15 protein-coding genes are annotated in these 16,047 nt (G+C 40.4%); 5 read left to right on the forward strand and 10 right to left on the reverse strand.

Annotated elements, in window-relative coordinates; genetic code table 11:
* Nucleotides 1–166: 166 nt before the first annotated feature.
* From I8752_RS18700 to I8752_RS37450, 3 genes are all read right to left on the reverse strand, one after another.
* Complete coding sequence (locus I8752_RS18700; RefSeq protein WP_214433804.1) at nucleotides 167–2,401, reverse strand: glycoside hydrolase; 2,235 nt, start codon at nucleotides 2,399–2,401, stop codon at nucleotides 167–169.
* 268 nt (nucleotides 2,402–2,669) lie between these two features.
* Nucleotides 2,670–2,900 carry a NifU family protein gene (locus tag I8752_RS18705; protein WP_214433805.1) on the reverse strand — a complete coding sequence of 77 codons (231 nt, stop codon included), beginning with the start codon at nucleotides 2,898–2,900 and terminating at the stop codon, nucleotides 2,670–2,672.
* A 226-nt stretch (nucleotides 2,901–3,126) separates the two neighbouring features.
* The gene (locus I8752_RS37450) at nucleotides 3,127–3,294 is read right to left on the reverse strand and encodes a DUF3386 family protein (RefSeq protein ID WP_225895752.1); all 168 of its coding nucleotides are present in this window, start codon (nucleotides 3,292–3,294) and stop codon (nucleotides 3,127–3,129) included.
* Nucleotides 3,295–3,391: 97 nt separating this feature from the next.
* Here I8752_RS37450 and I8752_RS38625 point away from each other — a divergent pair, with 97 nt between their 5' ends.
* Together I8752_RS38625 and rimJ are read left to right on the forward strand one after the other, a co-directional pair.
* Complete coding sequence (locus tag I8752_RS38625; RefSeq protein ID WP_404827103.1) at nucleotides 3,392–3,499, forward strand: pentapeptide repeat-containing protein; 108 nt, start codon at nucleotides 3,392–3,394, stop codon at nucleotides 3,497–3,499.
* Nucleotides 3,500–3,608: 109 nt separating this feature from the next.
* Nucleotides 3,609–4,181 carry a ribosomal protein S5-alanine N-acetyltransferase gene (rimJ, locus tag I8752_RS18715; protein ID WP_214433806.1) on the forward strand — a complete coding sequence of 191 codons (573 nt, stop codon included), beginning with the start codon at nucleotides 3,609–3,611 and terminating at the stop codon, nucleotides 4,179–4,181.
* Between the two features lie 136 nt (nucleotides 4,182–4,317).
* Here rimJ and I8752_RS18720 read toward each other — a convergent pair whose 3' ends face one another.
* A complete protein-coding gene (locus I8752_RS18720) occupies nucleotides 4,318–5,715 on the reverse strand; it encodes a sensor histidine kinase (protein ID WP_214433807.1) in 1,398 nt (465 codons plus the stop codon).
* A 223-nt stretch (nucleotides 5,716–5,938) separates the two neighbouring features.
* A complete protein-coding gene (locus I8752_RS18725; RefSeq protein ID WP_214433808.1) occupies nucleotides 5,939–6,280 on the reverse strand; it encodes a cupin domain-containing protein in 342 nt (113 codons plus the stop codon).
* Nucleotides 6,281–6,422: 142 nt separating this feature from the next.
* Between I8752_RS18725 and I8752_RS18730 the strand changes: the two genes are divergently transcribed.
* Both I8752_RS18730 and I8752_RS18735 read left to right on the forward strand, forming a co-directional pair.
* On the forward strand, nucleotides 6,423–8,057 hold the full coding sequence (locus tag I8752_RS18730) for a tetratricopeptide repeat protein (RefSeq protein ID WP_214433809.1): 1,635 nt from the start codon (nucleotides 6,423–6,425) through the stop codon (nucleotides 8,055–8,057).
* 204 nt (nucleotides 8,058–8,261) lie between these two features.
* Complete coding sequence (locus tag I8752_RS18735) at nucleotides 8,262–9,425, forward strand: DUF7453 family protein (protein ID WP_214433810.1); 1,164 nt, start codon at nucleotides 8,262–8,264, stop codon at nucleotides 9,423–9,425.
* A gap of 608 nt (nucleotides 9,426–10,033) precedes the next feature.
* Here I8752_RS18735 and I8752_RS18740 read toward each other — a convergent pair.
* The 4 genes from I8752_RS18740 to I8752_RS18755 form a co-directional block, all read right to left on the reverse strand.
* Nucleotides 10,034–10,729 (reverse strand): Rho termination factor N-terminal domain-containing protein, encoded by a 696-nt coding sequence (locus I8752_RS18740; RefSeq protein WP_225895750.1) that lies wholly within the window; start codon nucleotides 10,727–10,729, stop codon nucleotides 10,034–10,036.
* A 17-nt stretch (nucleotides 10,730–10,746) separates the two neighbouring features.
* Nucleotides 10,747–12,081, reverse strand: a complete 1,335-nt coding sequence (locus I8752_RS18745) for a ParA family protein (RefSeq protein ID WP_225895751.1) — start codon at nucleotides 12,079–12,081, stop codon at nucleotides 10,747–10,749.
* Between the two features lie 466 nt (nucleotides 12,082–12,547).
* Nucleotides 12,548–12,766, reverse strand: a complete 219-nt coding sequence (locus I8752_RS18750) for a hypothetical protein (RefSeq protein ID WP_214433811.1) — start codon at nucleotides 12,764–12,766, stop codon at nucleotides 12,548–12,550.
* Nucleotides 12,767–12,951: 185 nt separating this feature from the next.
* On the reverse strand, nucleotides 12,952–14,541 hold the full coding sequence (locus I8752_RS18755; RefSeq protein ID WP_214433812.1) for an efflux RND transporter periplasmic adaptor subunit: 1,590 nt from the start codon (nucleotides 14,539–14,541) through the stop codon (nucleotides 12,952–12,954).
* 610 nt (nucleotides 14,542–15,151) lie between these two features.
* On the opposite strand from I8752_RS18755, the gene I8752_RS18760 reads away from it, so the two are divergent.
* The gene (locus I8752_RS18760) at nucleotides 15,152–15,460 is read left to right on the forward strand and encodes a P-II family nitrogen regulator (protein WP_214433817.1); all 309 of its coding nucleotides are present in this window, start codon (nucleotides 15,152–15,154) and stop codon (nucleotides 15,458–15,460) included.
* 222 nt (nucleotides 15,461–15,682) lie between these two features.
* Here the strand turns inward: I8752_RS18760 and I8752_RS18765 are convergent.
* The coding region (locus I8752_RS18765) for a transposase family protein (RefSeq protein ID WP_214433813.1) at nucleotides 15,683–16,047 on the reverse strand (365 nt) is incomplete at its 5' end.

Genomic DNA, 16,047 nt, shown 5'->3' on the forward strand with positions numbered 1-16,047 from the left:
GGTGTAGGGTGTGGGGTGTGGGGTGTGGGGAAAGAAATAGCCCCAACAACCTCCAGGGTAAAAGCCCCACCCTTTCAGGGCGCTTGCGCCCTAAGGGGTCAGAATCCTCTTTCAACGCCGTCTTCACTACACCCCACACCCTACCCCCCACACCCTGTTCAACTATCTAAGGTACTTCAATCGGAATTAAAGTATTTTCTGGCAAATAGTTGCGAAAACGTCCTTCATCCGATGTCACCAAAATCAAGCGTAGGGGATAATCTGGTGGAACTTGTAAATCTGCCCACGGTACTGCCACTTCCAAACAAGTATTTAAACCTACTTGAGCGCGGCTGAAACGAGGATGCCATTGATAATTGTCTCCAGCTTCTTTAAATTGCAGCGATTGCGTCAGCAAATTAATCTCTAGATGATGATGGAACAGATAGTTCATTGGGGCTGCATCTGGCACATTTGCCAAGGGAACTGGGCTGTTGTGCATTGTTTTATTGGGATAGAACCACAGCAAATTTAACTCTGGTGGTAAATCCTTCTCTGGTGCAATGCCACTTTTAAAGTCCACTCGTAAATAGAAATTGAGGTGATCGACCCCATACCACAGCCGCTGAATGACACTGCTATTGTGCATTGTCCCCCGCGCCCCGCCGATTTCTATGCGTCCAGCTTTATCCCAGTCTTGTTCGTCACCTCTGCCATCAATAACAGGATGAATAAATCCTTCGGGTGTATGGTCAGCTCGTGCTTCGTGAACCTCCACTGGTTGTCTGAGATAGGGTGGTATGGGTTCATTTAAAGCTTTGTAAATGCCAAACAAATGTTCTCGAAATAATTGGTCAAAGATGGCATCTTGATTTGAGGAATGTCCCTCACCAAACCACCAGAACCAATCAGAACCTTCAGCAGCGTACAAAGCTTCCCAAGCTTCTGGGTTATTTTCTTCTGTAGCTTCGGGATGATTTGCTAGGGTTATCCTAGCTTGTGTTAGGTAATCCCAAGCGCGGTTTTTGGCGGGGTCGCCAATCCAGGTGGTAAAGCTACCATCCACCCAAGAACCGCTATGCAGTTGTCCTCCGGGGATGGTGGCTGTGGGTGGAAATTGTTCGATAAATTCGGAGACAGTGACGAGTTGCAGGTGCGGTTCGTTGCTCAAGCTTTGATACAACGCTTCTAGGAAAGGTTTGCCGTCTTGCTGATAAAATTCCCAGCAATTCTCTCCATCTAAAGCGATGGTAACTAACCAAGGTTGTTCGCTGGGGTGTTCTCTTTGTTTTTTCGCGATCGCTTGCAGGTGTCCGACTAAGTCTGCGGCTGCCTTTTTTGGCTGCATTGCGCCATAGGTAAAACCAATCAAATCCGATAATCTGTGGTCGCGAAAGACAATTGCCAAATCACCTGCTGGTGTTTCTAGGCGGTATGGTCGATATAGTAATTCTGGTTGTTGGACGTTCCCCGCCCCATCCCGATGGAAGAAGTGTTTTAGCGTCCAACCTAAGACAGCTTCATCCGAGCAAATCCACTGAAAACCTTGTTTAATAATGTATGGTAAAATTTCTGGACTGACTGACTGTTCTGAAGGCCATAAACCGCGCGGCTCCTGTCCAAATCTATCTCTATATAGCTCCCAAGCTTTACGCAAGTGGCGAGGGATGTCTTCTGTCCACTGAAATCTATAGTAAGGTAGCGTCATATTTGGCACAGCTACCCGCCCAGAGTTGGTATCAGCTAGTAAGGGCAAAATTGGGTGAGTGTAGGGCGTGGTAGTAACTTCTAGCTGCCCCGCTGCTTGCATTTTGCGGTGTTGGGGGATGATGCGACTGAGAATTTCGCGCTGTTTAGAATAAATGCGCTGGCGATCGCCTAAACTAAAATTCCGACCTTGTTTTAACCAAGCGGCAATTTCTGGGTCATCCCAAAACAGCGGATCGATCCACGCTAGATTGTGCCAAGCCAGCAAATCGCTATAATCTGCCAATTGCCAATTTGCTAAACACCAAGATTGCCCTTTTTCTTGCTTTTGCTGATACAACTGGGCATAGCGGGGATGCGGGTCAATCAAAGTATGGTGATTGGCATCAAAAAAGTGTTGGATAATAAACTCCCGTTGTTGCTGAGTTAGTTGTTCAACGGGTGTCAAGCTAGCTGTAAGGTAAGGGTCAAAAGCAGTGCCAGCAATATAATCTTCTATTTGTAATATCAGCGATGGTACTAAATTCACCGTTTGGTGTAACTTAGGATACCGCTCTAGGATTAATACTAGATCCAAATAATCCTTAGTGCCATGCAACCGTACCCAAGGCAAGCGGTAGTGTTGACTAGAAGAAAGCGAAACGCCGCTGTCAGGAGATTTGTACAGCGGCTGATGTTGATGCCAAATAAACGCGACGTAGAGTGGATGAGGCATAGAGAGTGATTGGGTATTGGGGATCGGGGATTGGGGATTAGCGATTGGGGATTAGGGATCGGAGATTAGGGATCGGGGATCGGGAATTAGCGATCGGGAAAATTTTTACCAGTCCCCCTTCGGGTGACGCTCGCAAGCTCGCTAACGCAGTCGCCTGATGCCACTTTGCTCAAGTCGGGAAACCCTACCAAGAGCGCTGTCTCACCAGTCCCCAGTCCCTAGTCCCCAGTCCCTAGTCACCAGTCCCCAATCACCAGCCCCCCAGTCCCTAGATTACTTGCTCGACTTCGGCAATTTCAGGAATCATTTCCCGCAGACGACGTTCAATGCCCATTCTCAGGGTCATTGTGGAACTAGGACAAGAACCACAAGCACCTTGCAACCGGAGTTTGACTACAGGCCCATCAAGTTCTACAAGTTCCACATTACCGCCATCAGAAATTAGATAAGGGCGCATTTCATCTAAGACTGTTTCAACGTTGTCAATTGTCAGTTCCATAGTTTAAGACCTCTTTGCGCTGAAAAATCTTTATATTCAACAAGTTGTTAACTCAATCCTAGATCCAATTGCTGCTAGATTGTGTTAGGTGTCAAGTTTAGGAGCTTAAGAGTCATTTGTTTGTGACTCACGAGTAAACCGCTGCTGGTTCTAAGTAGAAGGCAGCTATGCTGAAGGTAAATGCCAGCTGATGACAGGGTTTCACAGGTTGGCATTTTACATTTAATTATGTCCACCTACTTAGCAGTTTTATATTAGAGTAGCTCAACTCAGTAGTGGAACGTTGTCCGTTTATATACTCTTGTGGGAGTTGTTTGGTCATTAAATAGTAATTATCAAATTTCTTAAAACTTTTGCGTTGACGATGGGTGAGTATATCTCGCGCTTTTACCAGTTTAGTCTACTTGGTGCGATCGCGTGGAGGGGCGGAGGGGCAGAGGGGAAAAAAAGACTATATAGAATAAATTACTCTTATATTTGCTGACAACTCTATTAATTTAAAATTTGCTAATTTGCAAGGTATGAATCTTAGCCGTGTGGATTTGCGAGGTTCAGATTTACTTGGTGTAAATCTCACAAATGCTATGCTTAATAATTAATGCTACAACTACTTGACTATCTTTGACAAAGACTTTCAGCCACAGGCCGCAGGGATGCGAGAATTTGAAAAATCAAAAAAATGTTAATAATAATTAAATCGACGGTTTTATGAAATCAGAATTGCCATTAATTGCAAGCGATCGCCTGTTATTAAGAATTGGGATTCAAGAGGATATACCCCAAATTCTCAAATATTTTAATGATAACAAAGCATATCTTACGCCATTCTATCCGCGTTGGGTTGAAAATTTTTTTACACAAGAATACTGGCAATATAATCTCGAAAATAGCTTTCTAGAATTTATCCACGACCAATCTTTAAAGCTATTTATTTTTTTTAAAAGAAATCCTAAAGAAATTATTGGGACGATCAATTTTAATAATTTTATTCGAGGTTCTGCTCACTTTTGCTATGTAGGATATAGCCTTGCTGAAGCTATGCAAGGTAAAGGATATATGACAGAAGCGCTAAAAGCTGCTAGTGACTATGTATTTCAAGAATTAAACTTTCATCGAATCATGGCAAATTATATGCCACACAATCAGCGCAGTGGCAATGTACTTAAAAGACTCGGTTTTGTTGTTGAAGGATATGCTAGAGACTACTTAATGATTGATGGACAATGGCAAGATCATATTCTTACAAGTCTTATAAACCCACATTGGCAACCAAATGACTAAGATACTGGGTACTGGAGACTGGGGACTGGGGACTAGGGACTGGGAAAAGGAATCAAACAAAGTTTTTCCCTCTTTCCCTTTAACTTTTCTTTTGTCCCACCTCTTGCAAAAAGCACTTTTGCAAGAGGTCTAATGCTTACAGATAACAAGTGGGGGAAACAGTGGGAATAAGTGGAAGTTGAATAATGAACTCGGCTCCTTGTCCCACAGTAGAGATACAATCCATTTGTCCGCCATGTTTTTCTACAATAATTTGATAGCAGATAGATAGTCCTAATCCAGTACCTTTACCAACAGGTTTAGTGGTAAAGAATGGATCGAATAATCGCTTTTTTACATCTTCAGGAATTCCCGGCCCATTATCAGCTATGCGAATCAGTACTTGTTGTTTTGTAAGTTCGGTACAAATGCGAATTGTTGGAATATAACTAGTAAGTTTTACTCTGGGGTAAGCCGTCGATGCATCGAACTCTTCTAAGGCATCAATAGCATTTGCCAGAAGATTCATAAATACCTGATTGAGTAATCCAGCATAGCAGTCCACTAGAGGGAGAGTTCCGTAATCTTTAATGATGTTAATACTATGATGAGTTTTTTGGTTCTTGAGCCGACTTTGTAAAATTAGCAGAGTACTATCAATACCTTGATGAATATCAACGTTTTTTCTCTCAGATTCATCTAAACGAGAAAAATTTCGTAAAGACTGAACAATTTGCTCGATGCGATCGCAACCAATTTGCATAGAATTTAGCAAATTAGGTAAATCGGCAGTTATGAAGTCCAATTCGTGTTTGCTAACTAGAGTCTGAATCTCTGCTACCGGATGAGGATAGTATTTCTGGTACAGGCTAATCAAGTTGAGCAATTGCTGACTGTAGTCCATAGCATGGACGAGATTACCAGCAACAAAATTGATGGGGTTGTTGACTTCATGAGCAATACCCGCAACTAGCTGACCTAAAGCAGCCATTTTTTCATTTTGTAATAATCGAGTATAGTTATGTTGCAGATCCCGAAACCCTGCTTTAGCTATTAGCGATTGTTTCTCGACATGCTGTAGTTTTGTCAGTGTGAGAGCATGAATCTGCGAGTTAGCTAAAAGTAACAGGTGGAAATCCACTGTTCCATATTTTCCTAACTCAGTTTTCACTAAAATTGGTTCGTATACAAGTTGGGGCGATCGCTCCAATGCTAGCTGAGTTGCTTCTACAATCAAAATATCTTCAGATAATACGAACTCTTGTGGATTGAGAAAGCTATAGAGATTTTGGATAGGTCGCATCGAAAACAACTCGAAATTATAAGGGCGACTCATCTGCTCAAAAAATCTTTGCCGAGAAATCATTCCCACAAAATACTGATTTTTAGTTAAGATAATTCCTGGCAATAAAGGCTCGTGCTCAAAAAGACTAATTAATTCATTACCTGGAAGGTCTATCTCAACCTCAACATTCCATACTGGTAATTCTTGTAAGGTCGAATCTAATTCTAGGCTCAAATCATTAGCATTTATCATGCTACAGTTAGCGAGCATAATTTCAATCCTTTGCCTTTCAGGTATTATTGCTGCTTTCCAAGTTCAGCAAATTCCTAGAAAAGCAGTATTGCCATACTTAGTCTTCCCCAAAAATCTTTACAAATTTTCACAATAGTTATGATTCAGCTTTGCTTCATAAATTCTTCACATTCAGTAAGATGGAAGTGGAATCAGACCCGTCAGTAATTGATTCCTGAATTCTGACTTGGTGAATTCTTCTTCAACTATTAATTTGTAAACCGAAATAAATAAGAACTAGTTCAGTTGAACCACTATTAATCACTTCATGAACTTCTCCCGGTTCTATCGCTACACAATTTCCTGGAAGCAGAGGATATTCTTGGTTATCAATGCGAATGACTCCTTCACCAGCTTGTACGAAGAATACTTCACACATATCTTGGTGGGCGTGGGCTGACGCAGTTTGTCCGACAGCAAAGCGGGCTTGGGAAAAATTAGTCAGGTGAGGTAAATCGCCGAAGCGTAACATTACTTTTTTCTTGATTTCAGGATTGTGGGAAACTGAATCTTCTGGCAAATTGTTGAGAGAAGTGGTAATCATTGGATTGGAGGCTAAAGACTAGGACTGAGAACAGGGGAAAGAAATTAAACCAATTTATTTATGGGAGTTCCCCGATTGAAAAGTTTACGCTAACTAGATATTTTAATAAAATAATCTCATTAAAAGATTCGCAGAAATATAAATGGACTGGATTACTCTACTGCGATCGCTACAGTCTGATTTTATTCAAAGGCTAAAATCTGGTTGTCTGCTTCATTGTGAAATAGAAGGTCAATATAGTGAATTAACTATAATTTCTGGAGAGAGATTAAAAATACTACGGGACTTTTGCTGGGAAATGGCTGAAAAATATAAGCGTGTTTCGCCAGTCCGTGACGTTTTTATTAGTTATCTGAAGGGAAAACTCGGTGAAGAAGTTGTCAAAGAACGTTTAGGAGATTTTATTACAGAAGTTGATTATGAAAAGAGATTCGGCGGCGACGGTAAAATTGACTTTACACTAACTGCCAATCCCACAATTGGCATTGAAGTGAAATCTCGTCATGGCAGTATAGATAAAGTCAGATGGTCAATAAGTTCTGAAGAAGTCGAAAAAAATGCAGTTGTAGTCTGTGTTTTTATTCAAGAAGAGGTGAATGAAGCGCAATCAGAATATCACCTTTTCTTGGCTGGCTTTCTGCCGACGCGAATGATTAAACTAAAAACTGGTAGAATTTCGTTTGGCATAGAACAACTTTTATATGGAGGCGGTTTGTGGTGCTATTTAGAACAGTGCCAATCTTCTGGAAACGATAATTCTCCCAAGCAAGAAACTTCAATCCATCAGTATTACTCAAAATTGCGATCGCTATCTACACAGAGAAACAATCAAATAATTAAACCTTCTTTGTATTTGGCTTTAGATAACCATTTAAATTCCCATCAAGAAGATATAGATTATGCAAATTTAGGTGATGAATGCTTTGAAAAAGGACAATATGAAGCTGCTATTACTAACTATAATCAAGCCTTGCAAATAAATATAAATGATACGTATATCTATTATAAAAGAGGTTTGACTTATTATCAACTAGGAAATTACGAAGCGGCGATCGCAGATTATTCTCAAGCAATCCGGCTGAATTTCAAAGATGCTAAAGCCTACAATCAGCGAGGTTTAGCGCGTTATCAACTAGGAAATTACCAAGAAGCAATTGCAGATTACACTCAAGCGATCGACATTAATCCAAATACTGCTGTGGCTTATAAAAACCGTGCAGAAGCTCGTTCTCATATAGGAGATAACCAAGGAGCAATTGAAGATTACACGCAAGCAATTAAAATTAATCCTCATTACGCCAATGCTTATAAAAATCAGGGAATTGCTCGGTATTTATTAGGATATCCCCAAGGATTTGGTCGGGCAATCCAGATTAATTCTCATGATGCTGATGCTTATTATCATCGTGGTAACGATCGCTCTAATTTAGGCGATTTTGCAGGTGCGATCGCAGATTATACTCAGGCAATACAAATTAATCCCCATCTTACCGACGCTTATTATAACCGTGGCAATGCTTGCTATGATATCGGAAATTTAGCGCAAGCTATTGAAGATTACACTCAAGTAATTAAGATCGATCCCAATCGTGGCGATGCTTATTATAATCGCGGCAATGTTTGTTCTGAGTTAAAAGATAAACAAGGAGCAATTGCAGACTTTCAAAAAGCCGCAGATATCTATCGCAAACAAGGTAATATAGAAGCGCTGCAAGACGCAAGAGAAAGAATTTTAGATTTAGAAATAGAAGAATCGTTAGACATTTTAAAATTTTAGAAATTCAGTAATGTGTATTGATTATTGCTAGCGATCGCATTATTTGATACCTCAGATTCAGTATTTTGATATTTATAACCTGTATAAGAATCGACTAGAATCTAACCATAATTACAAAGTCGATAAATGGTGTCATAAAAAAAATACCGTTTGTCTTCTTGATTACCTACAAAATTTAGGTTGTTTCACGAATTTAGATTGGCTATGACTGTAAGAAAGTTAGCAGTAACCATGCTATGTAGTACCGTGTTAGGCTTACTTACCACAAACCAAGCTCAAGCCGCCTCCTTCACTTTTGAAAAAATTGTAGATACCAATAGTCTCTTCCGCATTCCCGTTTATGAGTTCGATTCTCCCGCCATCAACGATGAAGGAACGGTAGCCTTTAGTGCTGCCTATGCAAATAATCAAGACAGTGGTACTGGTATCTTTAGTACTAATGGTAAAAAGATTACTACCATCGTTGACACCAACGGCACTAATGGTTCTTTTAGTTCTCTAGGTACTCCTTCCTTAAATAATTTCGGAACTGTGGCCTTTCAGGGCGAACGTACACTAAATAAGGTTTCAGGTGTCGGCTTCTTTACTGGGAATGGTGGATTACCTGCCACTGTTTACTTTGACAATAATGCTAAAGGTATTCTTGTATCTCGACCCTCAATTAACGATAAAGGAACAGTTGCCTTTGCTGATAATGAATTTGGCAATATTTATATTAATAGCAATGGAAAAATTACCTCTATTGCCAACACAAATGGAGGCAATCCTGTAATCAATAATCAAGGAACAGTATCTTTCATTCTGCCAGATAAAGGACTTGTTACTCGTAACGGTCAGGTAACTACTACTATCGCCAACACCAATAATTTATTTAGTTCTCTCTCTGGTGATGGTTCTCCTCTCAACGAAGAAGGAACAGTTGCTTTTCTAGCTAATTTGCTATCTGGAGGGGAAGGCATTTTTACTGGTAATGGTGCGTCGCTCACCACAATTGCTGATACTAGCGGTGACTTTGATGGCTTTGGTGCTTCTCCTGCTATTAATGATGATGGAAAAGTAGCTTTTTGGGCTTTTTTGAAATCTGGAGGTGAAGGGATTTTTACGGGATCAGATATAGTCAAAAATAAAGTCATCGCTACTGGCGACAATCTCTTGGATTCCAAAGTCACAGGTATTGAATCTTTTGATCTTCAAGGGCTGAATAATCGCGGTCAAATCGTTTTTGCAGCTTCACTTGCTAATGGGACTCAAGGTATCTATGTTGCCACTCCCGAAAATACTAATTCTGTTCCTGAACCTTCTTTTTTGTTTGGAGAACTAATTGTTGGTGTAGGTGCTGTATGGCTGCGTTTGCACAAACATAAATAATAAGCTATTACGCTTTGAAATTGCACGATCGCTCGTGAGGTTCGTTGACAGTTGACAGTTAGGGACTTCCAACTAAAAAAATATCCCATCGCACAGACTATTCCCCCCATTTACAAGCTACGGTGTACACACAAATCATCCGATCCCATTATCCACGCCAGTAGCTTTTTAAGGGGAGCCAGCGCGGTCTTGGTGAGTCCACTTGCTGTCTTGGCGTTTTGCGTCGTTAACGTAGCGTTAGCGAGTCTTTTCCCAAGGGGAGCCACTGCCGAACCCTTTAGGGTCTTGGGGTTTCCCCCTTTGGGTGACGCTCCTGCGTCGCTAACGGCAGTTCGGACTCGACGGGAAGCGAAAGCACTCCGTTGGACGGGTTTCCCGGCTTGAAGGAAGTGCCGTCCAAGATTCCGACTGCCTCACCAAGTCGAGCAAGTGGTGTGAGACGCTAAGAGCGAAAGAGCGTCTGGCAAAGTGGCGCTAGCAAGAGCGTATCCGAAGGATTCACCCTCCCCAAGTAGAGCGACTGGTGTGGGCTGGGGGGATCAACAAGTGTCTAAAATCACAGCTAACCACTTTTCAAACATCCCCTAAACCTATTCTCTTTTTTCAGATTAAGCTGGTGTTAACAAAGCGACTAATTCTTGTTTTTTCTTATTTTTGTATCCAGAAATTCCTTGCTTTTTCGCCATATCTTTTAGCTCTGTGACTGTCAAAGTATTCAAATTAGTCTCTGGAGTAACTTTTGATGTTACGACTTCTGGTTCTGATTGAGGAGTAAGATAAAATACTTCTTTGAGTGCATCCAGCTTTTTTCCCTTGGTGATGCCACAATTTAGCCTTGTAATTGGCTCAAAGTTTTTCCAAGATTGACGTGAAGCCTCATCAATCCGATTGGTAGCGATCGCTAGTTTCACACCTTTTAATTCACTGTTAGGTTTCTCAATTAGATACTGCAACGCCGCTTGAATTTCATCTCTGCTTGCAGTTGATAAATTAAGTTTAGGTATTAATTCACCAGTTAAAATCCTAGTCAAATCGAATGTTTTTTCACTAGAATCTGTGACAATGCACCATACTCTTTCTAAACCTACTTCCTGGGCGATCGCATAAACAAATGAGTTACCAATTACTTCATACTGGTCTTGTTCGATTTCTTTCACAATCACCGGAACCCAATTACGACCACCTGATTCCATCAATACTCTTCCAGCCGCTTTAATACAAAACTCTGGTGCATTCGTGCCTTGACCTGGGCTTATTTCATTCATGTAAAGCCACATCAAATTTCCAACATTACTTAAACTCATATCTTTAACCTGTTAATTTATTGCAAAAAGTATTCTTTAGCTAGTGCCAAATAATGCTCGTAAGCTATTTTATTTTTATAGGCAGCTGGTACACGAGTAAATGCAGCGCCGGCAATATTTGCATAGCTGGGCAGTTCAAAAATGGGGTGATTTGAACGAGGATAAAAGTAGGGCGTGAGGTCGATAGGTAATGGTCTATCTTTTTTACCTTGCTCTATGATTTGGTCTATAGCCTCTTTTGCAGTGTTTCTCGCTGCTACTGTAATAGACTCACCGTTGAAAAAAATAGGTAGCGCAATCGGCCCTCCGTCTTTCCTGTCTTTTTGAATTTCAGGTATAAAACGTTTAATCACAGTTACCGCATTTTCTAATGAAAAGATGCTATTGTGCTTGGTGGGAATTAAAACCACATCCGCTGCACACACTGCACTTTTGCTAAAAAATCTCCAGTTTGGTGGAGAGTCAATCAAAATATAATCGTATTGCAACTTTAATGGCTCTAATGCTTGCCTCAGCCTGAGAGGACTGATCATTTCACGCAGCCTTTCTTCTTGCAGATGTTGAAGTTTTTCATCACTAGTAATGATGTCGAATTGCCATGAAATACTAGGTTTTAGAGAGAATTTACATGAGTTAATTAATCCATCAGGTAATTCGCTATTCTTATTGACTAACCACGAATACAAGGTATCTTCTTTGGGTTTAAGACCTAATGAGTTTGTGAGGTCTTGTTGGTTGGGGTCGAAGTCAACAATTAATGTTCGTTTTCCTAATAGTGCCAAGGTAGCTGCTAAGTTGATTGTGGTTGTGGTTTTTCCTACACCGCCTTTGTTGTTATAAACTGCCACAGTCAAAGCTTTTTGTGGTTCATCTATTTTCTGCTTGATTGCCGAGACAATTTTATCCAGGTTATCTGGTGTAATTTCTAAGCAGGGAAATGCAGGATGTATGGCTTTACCATGTTTTCTAAATAATTGGATATAGTTCGCGTTGCAGATAATTCCCCATCGAGCAGATTTACAATTTGGAGCAAGTAAATAATTTTTAAGTTGGTTAACTGTTGTTTTATAGCTTGCAGAATTTGGGTTGAGGTTGATAGTTCTGCCTTTTGCCTCTAGTAGCAGGTAAGGATTTGACTTGGTGTTGATGAAGATATCATTCTCAGAGTTCTTGCGAACAGCGTAATCAGCAGTATTACCACCATTTCCAGTGGTAAACTCTGGAACAGTTTCCATCACATCAAAACCTAAGATTTTTAGTAGTTCTGAGATAAATACGTGACAAACTATCGGTTCGGGAGCATTATCCGGTAGGCTGATTAATGCTTGTTGAATTTTGGAAAAGTCCATCATATAAATCTGTATAGACAAATATAAAGCCGTTTAATCGGCTCTAAATGCTTAGTATAATCAGTAACTTATATTGTGCCATCAGTAATTTTGACAGCAACTTGCTGCATCAAGATATGAGTTGCGTCGCCCTCTGGCAGATTACCTGTCCTCTGATATGTATGAACTGCAAGTAAGGTTTATTCGCGTGCAGTACCGCTTCTTGTACTTTTTTTGATGGGTAAAATGTGGCGATTCTTACACTCGCCACTACATAAAAAGTAGCTGTACCACTAATTAATTGCACAAAGAAGAAGGCAGTAAAGACTAGCGATGCTATCAAAATTCTCGACAAAATAACTCTGAACTAGAGCAATGGTTGCCGCAGCCTCTATCAATGCTTTGAATTGGTAATTACTAAATATTTCACCTAGAACTTCCAATCTCATTGATAGTGAGATTGGAAGCCCATAGTGAAACTTATCTAAAATTAGAGTTTTTCTTCGTCTTGATTTGCCTGTTCAATATCTTGTAGCATTGATGGTTGGCGGAGATTGTTAGAAACTATCTGTTCGGTTTGAGGTTCGCGCTTAATTTTTCCGTCCCATGAGTAGTTGCAAATTTTAGTCCGAAGCACCGCACCCAAAGTCCCGTTGATCGCAAAGGCGAACAAATCGATAAAAATGAGGTCTAAAGTTCGAGTAATCATCAGTCCCTCTTGAGCTTTTCAGCATCAACTGACAATCACCTACAACAGAGAGGACATATTTTCCTGAAACTTCTTTTCAGGGAACTCCAAGAAATAATTATTCAATTAGTGACAGCAACACTACGATCTAATTCTTCTCCCCCAGTCTCCCCAACTATCCCAGCTTTGACTGATTTATTAGTTCTTTAGGGCTTGCTATTAGCCGCTTCTTCAGATGCAGGCATGATAGGAGCGCCATTAGTTAGGTTAAGTAGACCAGAAATGATGATTTTTTCACCAGCTTTTAGTCCTTCAAGAACTTGATAATTATTTTCTTGAATATCTCCTAATTTCACAGATTTTTGTTCAGCTACCAAAGGCGGCGTTCCTGGTTGGGGTTTTTCTGGTGTTTGAGCTACAAAAACAAAAGTTTCCCCACCTAGACGAGATACTGCGGTAACTGGAATTAAAATTCCTGGACGTTCGTCCCAAATTACTTTAGTTTGCACTAACTGACGATTGAGCAGTTGATTTCTAGAATTGTCAAAGGTGGCTTTAGCTAAAACTGTTTGCGAATTTGTACTGGCATCGGGAGAAATAAAACTTACCTTACCTGTAGCTGCGGGTTGACCTTGAGCATCCAACATTTGCACGGGTAATCCTATACGCAACTGTTTGGCTTCGGTGAGCGGGATGGATAAATTCAATTTCAAAGAGTCGTTTTTGGTAAGGGTGGTGAGTTCATCTCCTTTGCCTACATACTCTCCTACCCTTATCGGTATATCACCAACAATACCTGTAAACGGAGCTCGGACATTTGTGTATTGCAGTTGGACTTGAGCTGCTTGGACTTGAGCGGCTGCTTGAGTTACTTGAGAGCGGGCTTGAGCTATCTCTTCTGGACGGGAACCGTTTTCCAGTTGCCTCAAGTTTTGTTTTTGTTGTTCTAAGGCAGCAGCTAGCTCGTTAATATCCGAGCTTCTGCTTTTGCGGACTTGTTCTAAGCGTCGTTGAGCTACAACCAAAGCAGCCTCAGCACTACGTTGTTCTTTAAGATATCCGTCTAGGGCATCTTGAGAAACTGCGCCTTCTTTTCTTAATTGTGCGTATCGCTTTGCGCGCGATCGCGCTAGTTCTAAATCAGATTTGGCTGATTCAATTTGAGCTTCAGCTTGAGCAACTTCTTCTGGTTGTGCGCCAGCTTGAGCATCTGTCAAACGAGCTTGAGCTTGAGCTAATTGAGCCTTAGCTTGGGCAATTTCTTCTGTTCGCGTACCTGCTTTGAGTTCGGCAAGACGTGCTTGGGATTGTTCTAGCGAGGCTTTTGCTTGTAACAGTTGGGCTTGGGCATTGTCACTTTGCAGGCGAATCACAACTTGTCCTCGTTGGATGCGATCGCCTTCTTTGAATAAAATTTCATTTACTCGCCCTTCTATTTCTGGCTTGAGTGTAACTGAGCGGGGAGCCTCCAAAGAGCCAACAAAATCAGAAGTTTCTTGGATAGTTCCAGTCTCAACGGTGGCTAGCTTGACGGGAATTCCCATCGGTTTAGCAGCACTTCCAACGCTTGCAGATACATTACTAGTATGGCTGTTTTGCCACCAGCGCCAACCCCAGCCACCGCCTGCAATTAACAAAATAATTCCCAATATCAAAGGCCAACGCTGCTTTTTTGGCTCAGGTAGTTGCTTTTCTTCTACAGGCGATTCTTGTTGTTGAATTTCATTAGTATCAGTAACGGTAGGTTGTTCTTGTTCAACGGGAAATGGAGAATCAGGGAACTCAGAATGGGACATCTTCGTTTTCTCGCCTTGGTAGATTTAAACTATAGCAATGTAATCTTGACTGGAAAATACTTATACACAGGATATTTCAGCCTTTTTTCTCTACTGTGATTTGTAGAATTCGATGGAACTATCAAAATCCTGCGCTTGATATTGGTTAGGAATAATCTGTATTGATTGGCAGAGTGCTGATGCCACGTACAAACAAATCAACACAAGTTTCGATGTAGCATTCGTAACTATAACCTAATGTAGTTGGGGTATCACTAAATGTAGCATTCCTCGAATATGTAAGTACTTGCTTACATTTGCTTGCATTATATCCACACACAAAAAAAATGTGTATAAAGTGGAATTGATTAATAGCGATCGCCTAAAACTCTACGCCTGCGAAGCAATTAGCTCGATTTTAGGAAGAAAACAATAAGTTTTAATTATTATTTTTTAGTTAAAAGCGATAAAATTTAGAATAATTCATAAATAAAAGCTATTAATTAAGTCAAAAGTAGTAGAAAAAGCTTGGCTTAATAGTTTTGAATATTTGTTGGTTGTCAGTGCGATCGTGGGCATACTGACAGGAGAACAAGTTGAGACGGAATTAGTATATTTTGGAGATAAGATTATGCAGTCAGTTAAAAGAATAGAAATTTTTGCCAATTCAGTCGAACAAGGTAAAATTTTACAGGCTTTGGAACGGGCAGATGTCCTTGGTCATACAGTCATTAAAAATGTATGTGGCAAAGAAAAAAGGGGCAAACTAACAGATGATTTGGCAATGAGTTTGCAAGATAATGTATATATCATTGCTTTCTTTCACCCCGAACAACAACTATTAATTGAGGCATATGTGAAACCAATTCTAAATAAGTTTGGAGGAAGCTGTTTTATTTCTGATGCGATAGAACTTCAAACAACGAAATGTGCTAGTTAGACTGCGGTATCTAAATATCTGTAATCTGTTTTTGGCTCTGACTTTTCACGGTATATGGAAAAGTTGGAGGGTGTAGGGTGTAGGGATAACTTGACAAAACTTATGGGGGACTCAAAAATTCAATCTTACCGAGATTTAAAAGTTTGGCAGGAGGCAGTAAATTTAGCTGAGATTTGCTATCGTTTTACCAAAAATTTTCAATAGACCTCTTGCAAAAGTCACTTAGGTAAATTCGGTTTGGGAAAGATGAAGCTCGTAATTGTAGAGAGCAGCAATCAGATTAAACCTCAAACTAAATCTTTTTCGACGATTTCTATAAGTGAGGGACAAAATTTTAAATATCTTCAGCTTCCGATTTACATGCTCACCTAAAACTCTGATTTTGGCTAATTTTTGATTACTCTTTTTATCCTCACAAGTTAACTTACCTCCTCTAGGTTTTTTCTTAGGAATCTGACTATTGCTATGTAGTTTTTGAATACCTTGATAACCTTTATCTCCCAAGCATTTTATGTCTTTTCTCAACCTAACTTTACTATTTTTAAATATACGAAAATCATGCTCTCTACCCTTACCATGAGCGGTAC

Origin of the sequence: Dendronalium phyllosphericum CENA369, from assembly GCF_016056275.1 — a bacterium.
Classification (GTDB): Bacteria; Cyanobacteriota; Cyanobacteriia; order Cyanobacteriales; family Nostocaceae; genus Dendronalium; species Dendronalium phyllosphericum.